At 69.0% G+C, this 16,296-nt stretch carries 27 protein-coding genes; 26 read left to right on the forward strand and 1 reads right to left on the reverse strand.

Features of this window, described 5'->3' with window-relative positions:
• Positions 1-83: 83 nt before the first annotated feature.
• From ACFYPN_RS15780 to ACFYPN_RS15855, 16 genes are all read left to right on the forward strand, one after another.
• Positions 84-353, forward strand: coding sequence for a hypothetical protein (locus ACFYPN_RS15780; protein WP_389298593.1), 270 nt, complete (start codon positions 84-86; stop codon positions 351-353).
• Positions 350-697 (forward strand): phiSA1p31-related protein, encoded by a 348-nt coding sequence (locus ACFYPN_RS15785; protein WP_389298595.1) that lies wholly within the window; start codon positions 350-352, stop codon positions 695-697. Before ACFYPN_RS15780 ends, ACFYPN_RS15785 begins: the two co-directional genes overlap by 4 nt.
• A 97-nt stretch (positions 698-794) precedes the next feature.
• A complete protein-coding gene (locus ACFYPN_RS15790; protein WP_389298597.1) occupies positions 795-1,307 on the forward strand; it encodes a hypothetical protein in 513 nt (170 codons plus the stop codon).
• 109 nt (positions 1,308-1,416) lie between these two features.
• Positions 1,417-2,049: a hypothetical protein gene (locus tag ACFYPN_RS15795; RefSeq protein WP_389298599.1), complete on the forward strand. Its 633-nt coding sequence runs from the start codon at positions 1,417-1,419 to the stop codon at positions 2,047-2,049.
• A gap of 32 nt (positions 2,050-2,081) precedes the next feature.
• Complete coding sequence (locus ACFYPN_RS15800) at positions 2,082-2,249, forward strand: hypothetical protein (protein WP_389298601.1); 168 nt, start codon at positions 2,082-2,084, stop codon at positions 2,247-2,249.
• Positions 2,249-3,385, forward strand: coding sequence for a hypothetical protein (locus ACFYPN_RS15805; protein WP_389298603.1), 1,137 nt, complete (start codon positions 2,249-2,251; stop codon positions 3,383-3,385). Before ACFYPN_RS15800 ends, ACFYPN_RS15805 begins: the two co-directional genes overlap by 1 nt.
• Positions 3,386-3,498: 113 nt before the next feature.
• On the forward strand, positions 3,499-3,723 hold the full coding sequence (locus ACFYPN_RS15810; RefSeq protein WP_389298604.1) for a hypothetical protein: 225 nt from the start codon (positions 3,499-3,501) through the stop codon (positions 3,721-3,723).
• 133 nt (positions 3,724-3,856) lie between these two features.
• A complete protein-coding gene (locus ACFYPN_RS15815) occupies positions 3,857-4,702 on the forward strand; it encodes a PD-(D/E)XK nuclease-like domain-containing protein (protein WP_389298606.1) in 846 nt (281 codons plus the stop codon).
• A complete protein-coding gene (locus tag ACFYPN_RS15820; protein ID WP_389298608.1) occupies positions 4,699-5,487 on the forward strand; it encodes a hypothetical protein in 789 nt (262 codons plus the stop codon). The genes ACFYPN_RS15815 and ACFYPN_RS15820 overlap by 4 nt, the downstream gene beginning before the upstream one ends.
• Positions 5,488-5,556: 69 nt before the next feature.
• The gene (locus ACFYPN_RS15825) at positions 5,557-6,183 is read left to right on the forward strand and encodes a phiSA1p31-related protein (RefSeq protein WP_389298610.1); all 627 of its coding nucleotides are present in this window, start codon (positions 5,557-5,559) and stop codon (positions 6,181-6,183) included.
• Between the two features lie 82 nt (positions 6,184-6,265).
• Entirely contained in the window at positions 6,266-6,595 is a 330-nt protein-coding gene (locus tag ACFYPN_RS15830; protein WP_389298612.1) for a hypothetical protein, read from the forward strand.
• The gene (locus ACFYPN_RS15835; protein ID WP_389298613.1) at positions 6,592-7,329 is read left to right on the forward strand and encodes a hypothetical protein; all 738 of its coding nucleotides are present in this window, start codon (positions 6,592-6,594) and stop codon (positions 7,327-7,329) included. Before ACFYPN_RS15830 ends, ACFYPN_RS15835 begins: the two co-directional genes overlap by 4 nt.
• On the forward strand, positions 7,326-7,661 hold the full coding sequence (locus tag ACFYPN_RS15840) for a hypothetical protein (RefSeq protein ID WP_389298615.1): 336 nt from the start codon (positions 7,326-7,328) through the stop codon (positions 7,659-7,661). Before ACFYPN_RS15835 ends, ACFYPN_RS15840 begins: the two co-directional genes overlap by 4 nt.
• On the forward strand, positions 7,658-7,996 hold the full coding sequence (locus ACFYPN_RS15845) for a hypothetical protein (RefSeq protein ID WP_389298617.1): 339 nt from the start codon (positions 7,658-7,660) through the stop codon (positions 7,994-7,996). Before ACFYPN_RS15840 ends, ACFYPN_RS15845 begins: the two co-directional genes overlap by 4 nt.
• Complete coding sequence (locus ACFYPN_RS15850) at positions 7,993-8,871, forward strand: hypothetical protein (protein ID WP_389298619.1); 879 nt, start codon at positions 7,993-7,995, stop codon at positions 8,869-8,871. The genes ACFYPN_RS15845 and ACFYPN_RS15850 overlap by 4 nt, the downstream gene beginning before the upstream one ends.
• Positions 8,871-9,659, forward strand: a complete 789-nt coding sequence (locus ACFYPN_RS15855; RefSeq protein ID WP_389298621.1) for a hypothetical protein — start codon at positions 8,871-8,873, stop codon at positions 9,657-9,659. The genes ACFYPN_RS15850 and ACFYPN_RS15855 overlap by 1 nt, the downstream gene beginning before the upstream one ends.
• A 56-nt stretch (positions 9,660-9,715) precedes the next feature.
• Here ACFYPN_RS15855 and ACFYPN_RS15860 read toward each other — a convergent pair whose 3' ends face one another.
• Entirely contained in the window at positions 9,716-9,979 is a 264-nt protein-coding gene (locus tag ACFYPN_RS15860; RefSeq protein ID WP_389298622.1) for a hypothetical protein, read from the reverse strand.
• Between the two features lie 180 nt (positions 9,980-10,159).
• Between ACFYPN_RS15860 and ACFYPN_RS15865 the strand changes: the two genes are divergently transcribed.
• From ACFYPN_RS15865 to ACFYPN_RS15910, 10 genes are all read left to right on the forward strand, one after another.
• Complete coding sequence (locus ACFYPN_RS15865; protein WP_389298624.1) at positions 10,160-10,687, forward strand: endonuclease domain-containing protein; 528 nt, start codon at positions 10,160-10,162, stop codon at positions 10,685-10,687.
• Positions 10,684-11,007 carry a WhiB family transcriptional regulator gene (locus ACFYPN_RS15870; RefSeq protein WP_389298626.1) on the forward strand — a complete coding sequence of 108 codons (324 nt, stop codon included), beginning with the start codon at positions 10,684-10,686 and terminating at the stop codon, positions 11,005-11,007. Before ACFYPN_RS15865 ends, ACFYPN_RS15870 begins: the two co-directional genes overlap by 4 nt.
• Positions 11,004-11,954: a DNA cytosine methyltransferase gene (locus ACFYPN_RS15875; RefSeq protein ID WP_389298628.1), complete on the forward strand. Its 951-nt coding sequence runs from the start codon at positions 11,004-11,006 to the stop codon at positions 11,952-11,954. The genes ACFYPN_RS15870 and ACFYPN_RS15875 overlap by 4 nt, the downstream gene beginning before the upstream one ends.
• A 243-nt stretch (positions 11,955-12,197) precedes the next feature.
• On the forward strand, positions 12,198-13,061 hold the full coding sequence (locus ACFYPN_RS15880; protein WP_389298630.1) for a hypothetical protein: 864 nt from the start codon (positions 12,198-12,200) through the stop codon (positions 13,059-13,061).
• Positions 13,042-13,668: a DnaA ATPase domain-containing protein gene (locus tag ACFYPN_RS15885; protein WP_389298632.1), complete on the forward strand. Its 627-nt coding sequence runs from the start codon at positions 13,042-13,044 to the stop codon at positions 13,666-13,668. The genes ACFYPN_RS15880 and ACFYPN_RS15885 overlap by 20 nt, the downstream gene beginning before the upstream one ends.
• Positions 13,665-15,038, forward strand: coding sequence for a replicative DNA helicase (locus tag ACFYPN_RS15890; RefSeq protein WP_389298634.1), 1,374 nt, complete (start codon positions 13,665-13,667; stop codon positions 15,036-15,038). The genes ACFYPN_RS15885 and ACFYPN_RS15890 overlap by 4 nt, the downstream gene beginning before the upstream one ends.
• A complete protein-coding gene (locus ACFYPN_RS15895; protein ID WP_389298636.1) occupies positions 15,035-15,286 on the forward strand; it encodes a hypothetical protein in 252 nt (83 codons plus the stop codon). The genes ACFYPN_RS15890 and ACFYPN_RS15895 overlap by 4 nt, the downstream gene beginning before the upstream one ends.
• Positions 15,283-15,525, forward strand: a complete 243-nt coding sequence (locus ACFYPN_RS15900) for a hypothetical protein (protein ID WP_389298637.1) — start codon at positions 15,283-15,285, stop codon at positions 15,523-15,525. Before ACFYPN_RS15895 ends, ACFYPN_RS15900 begins: the two co-directional genes overlap by 4 nt.
• Positions 15,522-15,683 carry a hypothetical protein gene (locus ACFYPN_RS15905; RefSeq protein WP_389298639.1) on the forward strand — a complete coding sequence of 54 codons (162 nt, stop codon included), beginning with the start codon at positions 15,522-15,524 and terminating at the stop codon, positions 15,681-15,683. The genes ACFYPN_RS15900 and ACFYPN_RS15905 overlap by 4 nt, the downstream gene beginning before the upstream one ends.
• 406 nt (positions 15,684-16,089) lie before the next feature.
• A complete protein-coding gene (locus ACFYPN_RS15910) occupies positions 16,090-16,269 on the forward strand; it encodes a hypothetical protein (protein WP_389298641.1) in 180 nt (59 codons plus the stop codon).
• Positions 16,270-16,296 lie beyond the last annotated feature (27 nt).

The following is a 16,296-nucleotide window of genomic DNA, read 5'->3' on the forward strand; positions in this document are numbered from 1 at the left end:
CGCTTCCTCGCCGCTGTTGTCATCTCGCTCGCCCTGTACGTGTGGATCTTGAACGCCGCCCTGATCGCCCTCGGAGGACTCCTGTGAGCACGTTCGCCACCCGCCTGCTGACCACCGCGATCGAGGATGCCGCAACTGTCCTCCGTACCGCCGAGGCTCTCGACGTCAACGATGACCTCGCCCTGGTCCGGTCGCACACCCACCTGACCAGCATGCTCAGCCGCCTCTTGTGGGTCCTCGACGAGGACCAGGACAGCGTGGACCTCGCGGCCGACGTCCCGAACGAGGTCGCCGCCGAGGACGGGGTCCGCAGCATCGGCGTCCCGTACCAGCGTGGGCCGGTGGCGGCATGAGGACGTACACGCACGACGGTGTGACCTTCGACCTCGGCGTCAGCCACGTCGACGTGCTCGGTATCGAGTGGTCGTGGACCGGCCGCTACACGCTCGACGGTGAGCCGCTCATGGAGGCGGACGGTGGCGGTTCCCCGCTCCCGCTGCCGACCGTGTACCGCGACCACGGGCCGCTCATCCCGATGAGCCCCCGCTCGTCGCACGCCCAGCGGGTCGCCGCGATCACCGGCGACCCGGTGGCCGCGAGCCTCCCGCGCCTGACCGGGCACCCGTTCGTGCCGGCACCGCTGGAGGAGTCCACCTTCCGCTCCTTCCTCGCCTCGCTGCACCGAGGGGCGTCGTGACCGCCGCCCAGGTGATCGCCGCCTTACTCCTCGCTGCCGTTCTCTTCCTCATCCTGTTCGGCCAGCGCATCTCAGACCGCATCAACCGGGGGACCAAGTGAGCCTGCACCTCATACCGCGCCGCACCAAGCCGGCCCGCCACCGTCTCGCCAGCCGGGCCGAACTCCAGCAGGAGCTCCAGCAGTTGCGGAGCCAGGTGGTCGGAGCCAGCAGGACGATCACCGCCCTGGACGCCCGACTTGCCGAGGCCCGCACGCACCGGGCGGAGGCTGAGCAGGTTGTTCTCTGCCTTGGCACCGAGCTGGACGACCGCACCGCCGAGCGCGACCAAGCGCTCGCCGAGGTCGCGTACCTGCATACCCAGTTGGCTCCGTACCTGGCGGCCGACGCGAACGCCGGTGCGATCACCGTCCCCGACGCGGTACGCGACACGACCGCCGGGGAGGACCAGGCGACCACCCCGATCGACGTCCGCCCCCTGTGGGAGGCGCTCGGCATCGGCCGCAGGGTCCGTGTCGCTGACGCACCCGTCGCTGATGACCCGCGCACTCCGACGTGGGTGCCGACCGACTCGGAGACCACGCAGTCCCTGCGCGTCGTCGCCGCCTGACCCGCCGGGGCCGGCCGTGAGCAGACCGGCCGGCCCCGGCGACCCAACACAGAAGCCCCGCCAATCGAAGTGGCGGGGCGTCCACCACCAGCATCTCACGGGAGACGCAATGGACTTCAAGACCGCCAATCAACGAGTCACCGATCTGCGGGACGAGTACGCCCGACTCGGTGAGGACGTCACCGCCTTGCCAGACACGGATCTCCTCTCTCGAGAGCTCGGTCGAGTGCATACCGAGAAGCGCACCATCGAGAACGCGCACAGCAACCTCGTGGCCGACCGGGCGAAGTGGGAACGAAGTGTGCGCGCGGCGGCACGCAGGGCGGTGGCAGACGACCGGATCGCCCTGGGCGGCATGTACCTCCAGCAGCTGGTGACGCGATCAGCCGGACGTATCAACGAAGTCCTGCACCAGGCGGCAGAGCTGCCTGACGGACGGGCTTCCGCAGAGCAGACCCGCGCACTGAAGGAAGCGGCAGTCCGTGCCAAGTGGCTGATGTCCGGCCTGGTGGGTCACGGACAGGGGCAGTTCGACGAGGCCCGCCAGCAGAACCAGGCGATCAGCCTGACGGAAAAGCAACGCGAGGAAATCCTGCGGCTCCGCAACCTCATCACCACTGAGGGGCAGCGACTGCACGCCGAATCGGGTGGCAGAGGCAATCGCGAGCGCTGCGAGTGCGCAGGCTGCGAGCTGATCCGCTCCATGGACGACGTGCCGCAGCTCGCTGCCGCCGCGGCATAACCCCACCCCCGCGATCAAGAAGGAAGACGAGCATGTCCGAGTACACCCAGCCCGCCCTGTTCCCCCTCTCTGACCTGGTCACCACCGGGCGATCCCGCCCACGGGTGGTGGCCGACGAGCCGACCGAGCCCCAGGGCTGCGCGCAGACCGAGACCCTGTTCGACCTCGCCGTGGACACCACGGTGCAGGACGCGGCCTGATGCAGCTCACCGTTCCCCAGCCGGAGCTGGCCGCCGCCGTGAAGTGGGTCGAGCGCGGGCTCCCGAAGAATCCGCTCTACCCGGTGATGATGACCATAAGGTTCGAGGCGACCAATGGCCGCCTGCGCATCTCTGGGTGGGACGGCGAGACCGCTCTGCATGCGACGGTCGACGCCGACATTGAGACCGAGGGCGTGAGCCTCCTGCCGGGGGCCTTCCTGGCGGGGGTCGTCAGCGGCCTCCGCAAGAACGAGGTCACGATCGAGTGCGCCAAAGGCTCGGGGATCCTCACGGCCCCTGGCGTGCGGATCGACATCCGGCCGAGCGACGCGGGTCAGTGGCCCACGACTCCCGAGCCACCCGAGATTGCCGGCTTCGTTGACGGCCCCGCCTTCACTAGGGCGCTGACCAAGGTGAAGCCAGCGTCGGTGAAGGCGAGCGAGAACGAGGTCAACGACCTCTCCGGCATCGGGAGTGTGCGCCTGACTGCTGCCGACGGGGTTCTGCAGCTCGCCACTACAGACCGCTTCCGGGTGGCCTTCACAAAGATCCCCTGGGAGCCCAGAACGGAGCTGGGTGACGCCTTCGCCATTGTGTCGATCCAGGCGCTCGAACGCATCAGGTCGTTCGCCAAGGGCCAACTCGCGCTGTCCCTCCCCGTCGACGGAGCGGGTGTCGCGGGGATCGGGGGCTCGGGGCGCCAGGTAGTCACGAAGCTCACGACGCCGAAATCCTTCCCCAAGGTCGAACGGGCCGAGCCGAAGCAGTTCATGGCCGCGGCCATGTTCGATGCCGCAGAGCTGGGCGACGCGATCCGGACCGTCTCCATGGTCAACACCTCGACCAAGCGGCCCGTGTGGCTGCGCTTCGACGGGGAGACCGTAGCGGTTTCGGCGAGCGACCTCGACTCGGCCGAGGTCCGCATCGACGCGGAGCTGAGCGGCGATTGCGGCGCCTTCGAGATCCCCTTCCGGGGCTACTTCCTGACCGATGGGCTGGCACACGTCGAAGGCTCGGCGCGGGTCGACTTCAGCGGACCGAAGGGGCCGGCCGTTCTCACCGGGGCCGATGACGAGGCCTACCGCTACATCGTGCTACCGATCGGCGACCCGACAAAGGCCGCCGCAGCCGCTTAGTCATCCACAGACCGGCAGACGTAGAGCCCTCCCCTGCTCCGTCTGCCCGCCGTGGGCCGCCATCCACCCCCAGGCCGGCGGCCCACGGCACCCACCTCGAACCGGAGAAGCACATGAAGATCCACATCGGCCGCTGGCGCCTCAGTGCCATCCGGCGGGCCGTGTACATCGGCCACGAACCCAACCCGAACTGCCCCGACTGCCGGGGCTCATGGGGCGGCTGGACCACCAACACGCACACCGACTGGGACGAGTGCCACTGCCTCGCTCAACTCCGCACCTGGACCATCCCACTCTGGCCCCGCACCACCCGCCACTACGAAGAGGCCCCGTTCTGATGAGCCCCATCGCCTGCGTCCGCTGCGACAACACCAACGGACCGTTCTCCCGCCAGCCCGAAGGGCCCGTCTGCGAGAAGTGCCTCGACGAACAGGACGGCACCAAGTGACCGCAATCCTCGAACCTCCGGTCGTGGCATCGCCGGCCATCGTCGACGGCATGTCGGCGGACGACTACCACGCCGACCGCGAGTCGATCTCCTCGACCGGCCTCCGGAAACTCCTTAACCCCGGATGCCCCGCCCAGTTCAAGTACGACCGCGACCACCCGCAGGCACCCAGGAAGGAGTTCGACCTCGGGCACGCCGCGCACCTCCTGGCGCTGAGGGAGGGTCCGGAACTCGCGGTCATCGACTACCCGGACTGGCGGAAGAAGGACGCGCAGATCGAGCGCGACAACGCCTACGCCGAGGGCAAGGTGCCACTGCTGACCAAGGACCACGACATGGTCCAGGAGATGGCCGCCGTGATCCGCCAGCACCCGTTGGCCGGCCCGCTATTCGCCCCTGGCAGCGGGGTGGCGGAGCGGTCGATCTTCTGGACCGACCCGGGGACCGGAGTCCGCTGCCGCATCCGCCCCGACTTCCTGAAACAACTGCCCGGCCTGACCCTGTGCGTCGACTACAAGACGATCAAGGCCGCCGACCCGGACACCGTCTCCAAGGCCATCCGGGACCACGGGTACCACCAGCAGGACGCCCTCTACACCGACGGCATCTGGGCTGCACTCCAGCCCGAGGACGTCCGCTTCGTCTTCGTCTTCCAGTCCAAGGTCGCCCCCTACCTCGTCACCGTGCGGGAGCTCGCCGACCACGACCGAAACATCGGCCGCGCCAAGAACGAACGCGCCCTCCGCATCTACGCCGACTGCGAGAAGACCGGCATCTGGCCCGACTGGACCGGCCCCGTCACCGACATCCCCACCATCTCCATGCCCACCTGGGCCGTCCTCACCGAAACCGAGGAGTACATGCGATGACCAACAACGAGATCGCCACCCGCAACGAGCAGACCGTCGCCACCACCGAGCAGCCCAACACCCTGCCCACCCCGGCGCCGACCCAGGGGACCAACGCCCTCATGGCCTGGGCGCAGGAGGCCAGCCTCGCCTACGACATGGCCCAGAAGCTCGCCGTCACCTCGTTCGTCCCGCAGTCCCTGCGCGGCAAGCCCGGTGACATCGCCGCCGCGATCCTCGCCGGCTCCGAACTCGGCCTCAAGCCCATGGCCACCCTCAAGTCCATCGACATCATCCAGGGCACCCCCGCCCTCCGAGCCCACGCCATGCGCGCCGTCATCCAGAAGCAGGGGCACGAGATCGAACTCGTCGAGTCCACCGACAAGCACTGCCGGATGCGAGGCCGCCGCAAGCACTCCGAGACCTGGCAGGAAGTCCTCTGGGACATCCCGCGCGCCCAACTCCTCGGCCTCCTCGGCAAGGACCAGTGGAAGAAGCAGCCGAAGGCCATGCTCGTCGCCCGCGCCACCGGCGAACTGTGCCGGCTGATCGCCTCCGACGCCCTGCACGGCATGGCCTACGTGTCCGAGGAACTGGAGGGCACCGTCCACGGTGAGGTCGCCCAGGCCCGTGCCCCGCTGTCCGTCGCAGCCCTCACCGCCCCGGCGGCCACACCGCAGCCGGCCGCCGAGGAGACGTACACCGTCACCCGCGACGACCAGCCCGCTGACGGCACCTGGGACTACGACGCCGCGGCCGACTCCACCGACTGGCCCGACGTCGCCCAGCCCGGCACCGCCGCGTAACCCCTCCCGCACACAACGGCGCCGCCCGCGGGCAATGCGGGCGGCGCCACCTCCAAGGAGACCACAACCATGACCATCAACCACAGGGCCGAAGCCGAGAAGCACCTCGACACCGCAGCCCGTCACTGCAACGAAAACCCGCCCGACATGCGGATCGCGGAAGTTTCCGCCGCCATCGGACAGGGCTACGCCGCCCTCGCCCGCGACGAGGACAACGCGGCCACGCTCGCCGACCTCCGCGACGCCAACACGAAGCTCCGCAACGATCTGGCGAACATGCGACGAATCATCGTCGACCACGTCGCCGACAACCTTGGCCGCCAAGACCTCTGGTCCTGGCGATCAGCTCGCGACCTGACCAAGGAACTCGACGCCTACGGGATGAACGTCGACCAGGCGGTCGACGAGCGGCTCGAAGAGCGCGATATCGATCCGAAGCAGGCATGGATCGGGCCGCACGACCGTGTCAACCCTGTCACGAAGCAGTGGACCGACCTGGGCGGAACCACCTGGGACCTGAATCGCCCGTGGGTCGACCGCGACGGCAACACCTGGGAGTGGACCGGCAAGTTCGACCAGGGGCCGCTCATGCGCTGCGAGGCGACCGGCTCCACGTCGACGCTCGACGCGATCTACATCTTCCACCGGCCGCTGACTCCTGGGGGCGCCGAGGAAGCCGTCGACGTGCCGTTCTAACCCACCCGCACACCGGGGCCGCTCGTACCCGAAATACGAGCGGCCCCCACCCCCAGCACACCACACCCGAAAGGAACACGTCATGGCCAAGGCCGCCACCTACCGCCCCGCAGTCCGCGACCTCATCAACCTGCTGGCCTTCCGGTCCTCGTTCGGCCGGCCCTGCTACATCAAGCGCAACAGCCGCCACGCCGCCCTGATCGTGCCCGAGCTCCGCGATGGCGCCGACGGCCCCTACGCCCACCTGAAGACATTCGACCGGGCCACCATTCACGAGGCCCTCGTCCTCGGCGCCGTCGCCCTCGGCCCTGACCTCGTCGACGTGCCGTCCTTTGCCGGCAACCGCAGCCACTGGGCTTTCGAGCCCGCCCACCAGGGCCGCACCATCAAGCTCAAGCAGGTCTCGGCATGACGCCCCCGTGTCCCCACCCGACCAAGTCCCGCTACGCCACCCTCGAAGCCGCGACCAGGGCCGCCCACCGGGTCACCCACCAGGCGGGCCTGCCCCTCCGCCCTTACGAGTGCCCCTGCACCTGGTGGCACCTCACCAAGACGCCGGCCGCGCCCGTACCCAACGCAGCAGACGCCACCCTCGCCGACATCCAGCGCCTCGCGTCACTCCCTGACATCGACTTCCGCGAGGTCGTAGCGGAAGACGCCCGAGGCGAAGGGGCCCCGGGCGACCGGGCAGCACTCCGGCACCACCTCAACCTCACCCGGTGGAAGCGGCAACTTGGGCAGCTGCAAGGAGACCTCAACCAGCAGTACGGCGAGCGCAAGGGCGACAAGAGCCTCGCCACGCACGACTGGCGCAAGCGGGCCGCCGGCTACGGGGACAACCTCGCCCTCCGGCTCAGCGAGTGCCGCCGCCTGAAAGCCGAGGCGCACGCCGACCTGCTCCGCAAGCACGCCTTCCGCAAGCACGACGCCGAAGTGGCCGCCGCGGCAGGGGCCACCGTTCAGGAGATGCGGCGGCATGCGGGCGAGATCGCCATCGACCGGCTGATACGCGCCCACCAGCCCGAATTCAGGACGTACCTCGCCGAGGCCTACGCCGAGCTCGGCATCACCCTTCCCGACCGGGTCCGGCGGCACCTGCCCGCCGGAACGGAAGCCGCCCCCGTTGACGAGGAGTCCGCGTCATGACGATCGCCGAGCAGCCGACCCTCGACGGCACGCTCCCCGCCGCCGCAGTCTCCAGGGCCCGTCGCCGGATCGAGGACTACGACACGTGGGCCGCCGAGATACGGCCCGTCTTCGAGGCCGCCGCCGCGGCCGGTACCCCGTTCCTCTGCTGGAAGATCGCCAAGGAGAACGACCTCCCAGACCCCCCGGACCGCGACCACGACTGGGGCCGGTTCACCGCCACCCTCCACCGCGAAGGACTCCTCCGCGCGGACGGGTTCGGTCTCACCCGCGACAAGTCCGCCGTCCGACGCTGGCGCGGCACCGCCGCAGCACGGAGGGCCGCCGCGTGAGCGACCTCGACCTTCTCCTCGCTGGCGCCCAGGTGCTCGTCATCAACCACGACGTGATCGCCACCGGCATCGACTGGGCCCTCTACTACGGGCCTGGTGTGGTCCTCACCGCCGTGGTCGTCGGCGCCTGGCGGGCCAAGCAGTGGGTCGACCGCCGCATCGAGCGGGCCACCCACCGCCGCGCGGTCCGTCGGCACTACACCGCCCGCACCAACCGGCTCCACACCGTCGCGCGCCGGGCCGACGCCCAACTCGCCATGCCCCACCAACTCATCAACCAGCGGCTCGAAGCACAGCTCGCCGCAGCCGACCACGCCCGCGAGGGGGAGAAGTGACCACCACCGCCAAGCCCCTGCCCGACCACGGAACCCTGTCCCGGCACAAGTACCACGGCTGCAAATGCCTCACCTGCAGGGTCGCTTACAGCGCCTACGCCAAGAAGAGGCGCCGTCACAGCGCCTACGGCACGTGGAACCCCTTCACCCCCGCCGAACCTGTCCTCCAGTACATCAACCAGCTCCGGGAGGCCGGCGCACCCGTCGACGTCATCGCCGACGCAGCGGGCGTCACCCGGCAGACCGTCGCCCGCATCGTCTACGGCATCCCGGCAGGCAAGCCCACCACGAAGATCCGCCGCGAATCTGCGGACGCCATCCTTCGGGTACGCATCCAGGACTGCAATCTCAGCAACGGCAGCCGCATCGACGCCACAGGAACACGCCGACGTATTCAGGCCCTCGTTGCTGCGGGGTGGAGCTTCGTCGCACTCGCCAACGAGATGGGCTTCAACGACAGAGCGTTGACCAGCCTGGCGCGCGCCGAACGGGTCACCGTCGCCACCGCCCGCAAAGTCAAGATCGCATACCGGCGACTCCTCATCCTCACGCCAGAACAGCACGGGGTTCACCAGCAAGCACGATCACTCGCCCTCCGAGTCGCGGCCCGCGAAGGGTGGGTCACCGCCGCCGCTTGGGGTGATGAGGCAATCGACGACCCCAAAGCGCACCCCAACGTCGAAGACCCCCAGGCCGAACCGAGCCGCAACGAACTCGCCTCGCTCCGCCGGGCCGACGTCGAGCACCTCGACCAGTTCGGCGTGTGCGAGGACGACATTGCCCGCCGGCTCGGCATGGCTGTCTCCACCGTCCACGCCATCATCCGCGAGCTCCGCGTCGGCGAACGCCGTGACCGCACCAAGGCGGCGGCGTGATGGCCCGCCCCCACGGCACGAGCGCCAAGTACCACCTGGAGGCATGCCGCTGCCTCCCCTGCTCCAACGCCGCAGCCGAGTACGACCGGTCCCGCCGCCGCGTCATCGCCTACGGGCGCTGGCAGCCCTTCGTTGACGCTGAACCTGTCCGCGCCCACGTAAGAGAACTCGGCGAAGCTGGCATCGGTTGGATCCGGGTAGCGAAACTCGCGGGCGTCTCGACCGGCGGAGTCTCGAAACTTCTCTACGGCGACAGGCCCCGCAACCTCGGGCCGACCCGCCGCATGCGCCCGCACGTTGCCCTCGCCCTGCTCGCCGTGGAGCCCACCCTCGACAACATGGGCGCCCGCGTCTCCATCGACGGAACCGGTACGCGGCGCCGCCTCCAGGCGCTCGCCGTGAAGGGCTGGCCGCAGTCCGAACTGGCACGCCGGCTCGGTGTCGATCGGGGCAACTTCGGCCGAACCATCGTCAGCGACCTCATCCAGGTCAGCACTGTCCGGGCCACCAGGGCGCTGTACGACGAGCTGTGGCGGCTCGACCCCGTCGAGCAGGGCATCCCCGCCCATCGAGCGAACTCCGCACGCCGGACCGCGGCAAAGCACCAGTGGGCGCCCATCGGGGCGTGGGACGACGACACCATCGACGACCCCGGAGCGTGCGCCGACTGGACCGGCCAGTGCGGAACCCCAGAGGGCTACCGCGCCCACTACCGGCTCCACATCCCTGCCTGCGAACCCTGCCGCCACGCGCAAGCCGACCACCGCGCCCAGCTCAAAGCCGCCTGACCACACAGCGAAGCCCCGCGGGAGACCGCGGGGCCAGGGAGGAGAGGGACATGACGTCAGTCGGAGTCGGTGTTCAGCTTGTCGAGCCGGCGCTGGATGGCGCCCTGGCGCGACTTCTCCGGGTCGGGCGCGATCTTGTAGATCCACTCGCGGGTGAATCCGGTCAGCTTCGCCATATGCGAGGGGCCCTTGTTGGCCGCACGCCCCTTGATCAGGAGCTCCCGAAGCTCTGCGTCTGCGCGCAGAAAGGCCGTCTCGGCTTCGCTGCGACGGCGGGCTGCGGTCTGAATCTCCAGGTCGAGGGCGTCCATGCGACCCATGGTGACACACCTTGTGACGAAAGCGCTATGTGGCCGCGCATTGTGAACGCGATGCGTGAACGCTATTCTCATTCTATGCAGAGCGAAGACACTCTTCATCCCTCATCACCCATGCCCGAAGCGCTCCCGCTGCCGAACCGGCACACAGAGAGCCGTCACGCGACACCCGGCAATACCTGCGTGCACTTCCTGAACTACGACCTCACCTGCGACCAGTACGACGACATGCGCCGCCGAGCTCAGGAGCGCTGCGAGATATGCCGCACCCCTGAAGCCGAGACCACCCGCGGAATGCTTGTCGTCGACCACTTCCACGGAGGTGGCGCCTGGTTCGTCCGAGGACTGCTCTGCGACCGCTGCAACTCGGTCATGTCCCGCCACGACCGGGCCGTCGTCTGGGGCCCTGCCTCCCTCCCCTTCCGCGAGAAGGCGGCGGAGTACCACCGAAACGCCTACGGCAGTCCCTCTGCGGCGGAGTTTGAGAAGGCGGCGGACTACATCGCGACCCGCAAGCCCTTCAACATCCGGAACGTTCCACGTCAGCCCGCTCCGCGTCAGCCCGTGCCACCGCGCCCAGCTGCCTCCAAGAAGCCCTGCTCTGTTCGCCTCGATCGCGGCGTCAAGGACTTGGCTCAGGGACTCATGCGGCAGCTCAGCTCAACCCAGCTTGACGACCTCATCGAGCTGCTCCAGGACGGCAAGCAATGACGGCCCACTCGGCCTCCCACACCACCACCAGCAGCCAGGGGGAAACCGTGACCACCAACCTCACCTCGAGCTGGCGCCACCACGCCGCCTGCCGCGAGGAAGACCCCGACCTGTTCTTCCCGATCGGCACCACCGGGACGGCCATGATCCAGACCGAGGAAGCCAAGGCCGTCTGCCACACCTGCCCCGTCATGGAGACGTGCCTCCAGTGGGCCCTCGACAGCAACGAAGAGACCGGCGTCTGGGGCGGGCTCAGCGAGGACGAGCGGCGGCGCCTCCGCCGGCGGAACACCCGGGCCGCGAGCAAGGCGGCGGCATGATCGTCCACGGCTTCGCAGGCATCGGCTGGTCCGAAGCCCTCCGCGCACACGACCTCACCGACCTCGGCCTCGAACTCGCCGACGCCGCCTGCCACACCCGCATCAACGCCGGCCACCCCACCATCCAGTGCGACGTCACCCAGTACCCCACCTGGCCCTTCAAAGGCCGCACCACCGGCAAGATCGACAGCCCGCCGTGCCCCGGCTTCGGGAAAAGCGGCAAGAAGCTCGGCCTCCGAGACCTGCCCCTCGTCCACCAGGCCATCGAAGACCTCTCCCGCGGCAAAGACACCCGGGCCGCCATCGGCGCCGCCTGCCTCGATGACCGGTCCATCCTCACCGCCGAACCCATGCGCTGGCACTACGACTTGCAGCCCGAATGGATCTGCATGGAGCAGGTGCCGTCCGTCCTGCCCGTCTGGGAGCAGTACGCGGAAATCCTCCGCCGCTGGGGATACAGCACCGCCACCGGCATCCTCGACGCCGCCGACCAGGGACTGCCGCAGCGTCGGCCACGTGCCGTCCTCGCCGCATCCCGCGCCCACGAGGTAACCCTCCCCGCCCCGACACACGGGGGGCTGGGGCAGCCACCCCTCGTCTCCATGGCACAGGGCATCGGCTGGGGCTACACCCAACGCCCTGCCCCCACCGTCACCGGCGGCGGCACCGCGACCGGCGGCGCAGAACCTTTCGGCAACGGCACCCGCCAAGCCATGCGCAAGGTCATGGGCACGCCGCTCTGGGCCGACCGGACCGGCATCCACCACCTCCGGCCCACCATCGCCGAATCCGCCGCCCTCCAAGGATTCCGACCCAACCTCCGCTTCCACGGCCGGGCCGGACAGCAACACCTCATCGTCGGCAACGCCGTACCCGTCCCGCTCGCCGACGCCGGCTGCCGCGCGGATGACGGCGTCGGCGAGCGGGACATGGCGGTGGCCGCGTGATCCCGACCACAACAGCAGCCGCGGCGGCCCAACCGGCAGGCGCACTCCACCAGTTCTCACCTGCACGACGAGACACAGGGTTTGCGCACGTCAGAGGCGGACGCAAACCCAACGTCCGTGGTGATCACGGGCGCTGGGCGCCGAAGCTGACCAACCGGCCCCGGCCCGCACCCACCTGATCCAACCGCGGGCCCCACACCGCACCCGCCCAACCCATCCGTACCGCAGGAAGAAGACGACGCAATGGCCCGCATCCGCTCGATCAAGCCGGAGTTCTTCACTTCGCTGACGATCGCCGACCTGCCCTTGTCGACGCGGTTGACCTTCATCGGCCTCTGGACCTACGTCGATGACAACGGCGTAGGGCCGGCGGACGCGCGCCTCATCCGGGCCGCCGTGTGGCCATTGGAAGAAGCTCCGGACATCCTCCAGAGGACTCGCGAGGATCTCCAGAGGCTTCACGCGGCCCGGCTAGTCACTCTCTACGACTACTCCGGAAAGCCTCTCGTCGCCGTTTCCGGCTGGGCCGAGCACCAGAAGGTCAGCCACCCGCGAAAAGACCGCTTCCCGCGCCCGGAAGACCTCCAGGAACCCGCTGACCAGGGCTCTTTCAATCCTTCCGAGGACTCCGGAGAGGCTCCGGAGGATTCCCCGAGGACTCCGGAAACTCTCCGCCCTGAGCAGGGAGCAGGGAGCAGGGAGCAGGGAGCAGGGAAAGGAGGCGAATCGAAGCCTGCGGCTCCGAAGACCTCCGGACCCCGACCCGACGTCGAGCAGGTCTGCGAACACCTCGCCGCCGTGATCGAAAAGGGTGGCGGCAAGAAGCAGGTCGTCACCGACAAGTGGCGCAACGACATCCGTCTGCTGCTGGACCGCGACGAAGTCAGCGTCGAGCAGGCCATCAACGCCATCGACTGGGCTCACGCAGACGACTTCTGGCAGGCGCACATCCTCAGCCCGAACAAGCTCCGGGCCAAATACGAAACCCTCCGCCGCCAGGCGCTCAGCAAGCAGCGCAGGTCCGGTCCCGCCGGACCCGCCACCGCCCCCCGAGACACCAGCCACATGACCGAAGAGGAGAAGCGCAGTGCCCTTCAGTTCGGATGACATCCCCAACCCTCGGCAGTCCGTGTTCCGCGAACGCCGCGAAGACGCCATCAACAGCTACCTCCAGCGCACCCCCACCATCTACCGCGGATCGATCCACATCCACCCGGCGTCCGACGACTGGTCCCGACGCCGCGAGGACGCCCCCGCAAGCCTGTTCCTCACCGGCGCCATCGGAGTCGGCAAAACCCACACCGCCTGGCAGGCATCCCGGCAGTGGCTGGCCACCACCGTCGACCGCACCGGCAACATGCCATCGATCGAAACCTGGCGGTCCACCGCCCTCTTCGACGCCCTCCGACCCGACAACCGGGACTACGACGCCAAAGCCCTGACCCGCATCCTCCAGAACGCCGATCTGCTGTACGTCGACGACCTCGCCGCCGCCCGCGTCTCACCGACCGGATGGACCCAGGAACGCCTCTACGAGATCTTCGACGAGCGCTACATCAACCGCCGGCCCGTCCTCATCACCTGCGACGTGTTCCCCAACCAGATCAGCCACATCGTCGGCGACCGAGTCGCATCACGCCTCAGCGAGATGTGCCGCGACGGAGTACTCCTCCTCGAAGGCGACGACCGGCGCGTGAGCGGAGTTGCCGCATGAGCGCCGACATGTGGGACGCCCCCCTCGGTGACCAGCCGACCGGAACCATGCTCCCCGGCGACCCGGAAGCCGAACGGATCCTCGTCGCAACCGCCATGGCCCGACCCACCATCGTCGACGAACTCGCCATGACCGGCTTCGACCCTGCCGACATCACCGACGACCGCTACCGGTGGATCTGGTTCGCCGTCGAGCACCTCGCCGACAGCTTCAAGCAAGGCGAAATCCGCTACCTCGCCGTCGACCGGCAACTCCAGGCATGGCGTGCCGACGGCCGCATCGCCTCCGTGCCGCTCACCGAAATCCAGCTCACCGACCTGTACAACTACGCCCAGCCCGGCTCCGAAGGCTGGTACGCCGACCGCATCAGCCTCAAAGCTGCCGCCGCCCGAACAGTCACCCACGGCCACAACGCCATCCTCCGCGGCAAATCCGCCGCGTTCGACCCCGACCAGGACGTTGCCGCACTCCAGAACGAGCTCGACGGAGTCATCCGCGCCACCGTCCAGGACGACACCAGCCTCATCGGAGACCTCCTCCCCGACATCCTTGAGCGGGCCATCACCCCGCCCACCCTCGAAGACCGCATTCCCACCGGCTTCATCGACCTCGACGAAGTACTCAACGGCGGCTGGGCCCCCGGACAACTCGTCGTCGTCGGCGCCCGGCCAGCCATGGGTAAATCGACCATCGGTGTCGGCTTCGTCCGGGCCGCCGCGATCACCAACAACATTCCGTCGCTGTTCGAGTCCCTGGAAATGTCCAAGGCCGAACTCGGCACCGGCATCGTCGCCGCCGAAGCGCAGGTCGCCCTTCACCACATGAAGCGCGGCATCGTCGCAGAAGACCCCTCCGCCACCCAGCGGATGGCCCGCGCCGCCCAGAAGATGGCCGCAGCACCCCTCCGCATCAGCGACGAGGCACTCCTGTCGCTGCCCGCCCTTCGCGCCCGAGTGCGCAACCTCGTCCGGACCGCCGGCCTGCGCCTGCTCGTCGTCGACTACCTCCAGCTGATGCAGGCCCCCGCCGCCGAAAGCCGGCAGGTCGCCGTGTCCGCCCTGTCCCGCGGACTTAAGCTCCTCGCCAAAGAATTCGGCATCACCGTCATCGTCCTCGCCCAGCTGAACCGCGGGCCGGAGCAGCGCACCGAGAAGAAGCCGATGGTGTCCGACCTCCGGGAGTCCGGGGCGATCGAGCAGGACGCCGACATTGTGATCCTGCTCCACCGTGAAGACGCCTACGAGAAGGAATCCCCGCGGGCTGGCGAGGCGGACCTCATCGTCGGCAAACACCGCGGCGGACAGACCTGCATCATCACCACCGCATTCCAAGGGCACTACGCCCGCTTCGTGGACATGGCACAGCCGTGAGCTGGGAGCCGTCCATCGAGGACATCACCGAAGCCCGCGAACAGGGCGACTTAACCGCCCTGCTCCTCATGGCCGCCGGCCTGACCCCGAAGGCACCCCGGCCCCGCCAGGCCGCCGAACCAGAGCCGATCTGCTTCCACATCCGGCGCCCCGGCGCCTGGCCCTGCGGCACCGCCGCCACCGGACCAACACCCCAGCCCTGCAACGAATGCCGCGCCAGCACCACCCAGGAAGGAATCGCCGCATGAACCGCACCAAGCCCAAGATCCGCGTCGACCACCACTCCGACGGCTGGTTGCTGCCTGACTACAGCGACTACGCCGAGTGCACCACTAACTTCCACCGCACCCAGGACGGTCGGCCCCCCTGCGCCGACACCGCCGTGTGGAAGGTCTTCGAGGACCACGGCATGCACCAGACGTTTCGCTGGTACTGCGACACCGATCTCCCCGCCCAGTACCGGCAGCTGGCAGGGAGGTCCCGGTGACCGACAACTGCCCGAACTGCCCGCAGCGGCAGGTGGCCCCGATGGTCGAACAGGACCGCGGCGACCGGATCAGCGCCTTGTACCGGTGCGCCGGCTGCGGCCACGTGTGGTCGACGAACCGGGACGCCCGCTTCTACGGCGAGCAGGAGGCGGCGTGATGCGCGCGTTGGATGCCGACAGTGCCGGGGGACCGGTCGTCTGCGGGAGCGCGCCCGCACGGGCCTCAGGGGGTGCCTCAGGGGCCCGGAACCCTCGGGGTGGGGTACGGGAGCCCCGGGAGTCTGCTGGGGCGTCACGCGGGCGTACAGAGCCTCCCGTTGACGTGATCCCCGGGCAGACCGAACTACCCCTCCGCCCGATGCAACCCACCCTCTGGAGCCTGTGATGCCGATCCGCCCCGAGAACCGCAACCGATACCCGAAGGACTGGCCGGACATCTCCGCGAGCATCCGCTTTGGTCGGGCCGAACGCCGCTGCGAGTGCATCGGGGAGTGCGGACGCGGCACGCACACCGGTCGGTGTTCGAACCTGCACGGCGGGCTCGCATACGGCACCGGATCCCGCGTGATTCTCACCGTGGCCCACCTCGACCACACCCCGGAGAACTGCGACCCGGCCAACCTCCGGGCCATGTGCCAGGGATGCCACCTGCACTACGACCGCGACCACCACCGAGAGACCGCAGCGGCAACCCGCCGGGCCGCAGTTGAGTCCGCCGGGCAGCTCACGCTCGACGCCCCGTGACAACGCAGTACACCCGCCCCGGCTCTT

Origin of the sequence: Streptomyces sp. NPDC005576, from assembly GCF_042871745.1 — a bacterium.
In the GTDB taxonomy this organism is placed as follows: Bacteria; Actinomycetota; Actinomycetes; order Streptomycetales; family Streptomycetaceae; genus Streptomyces.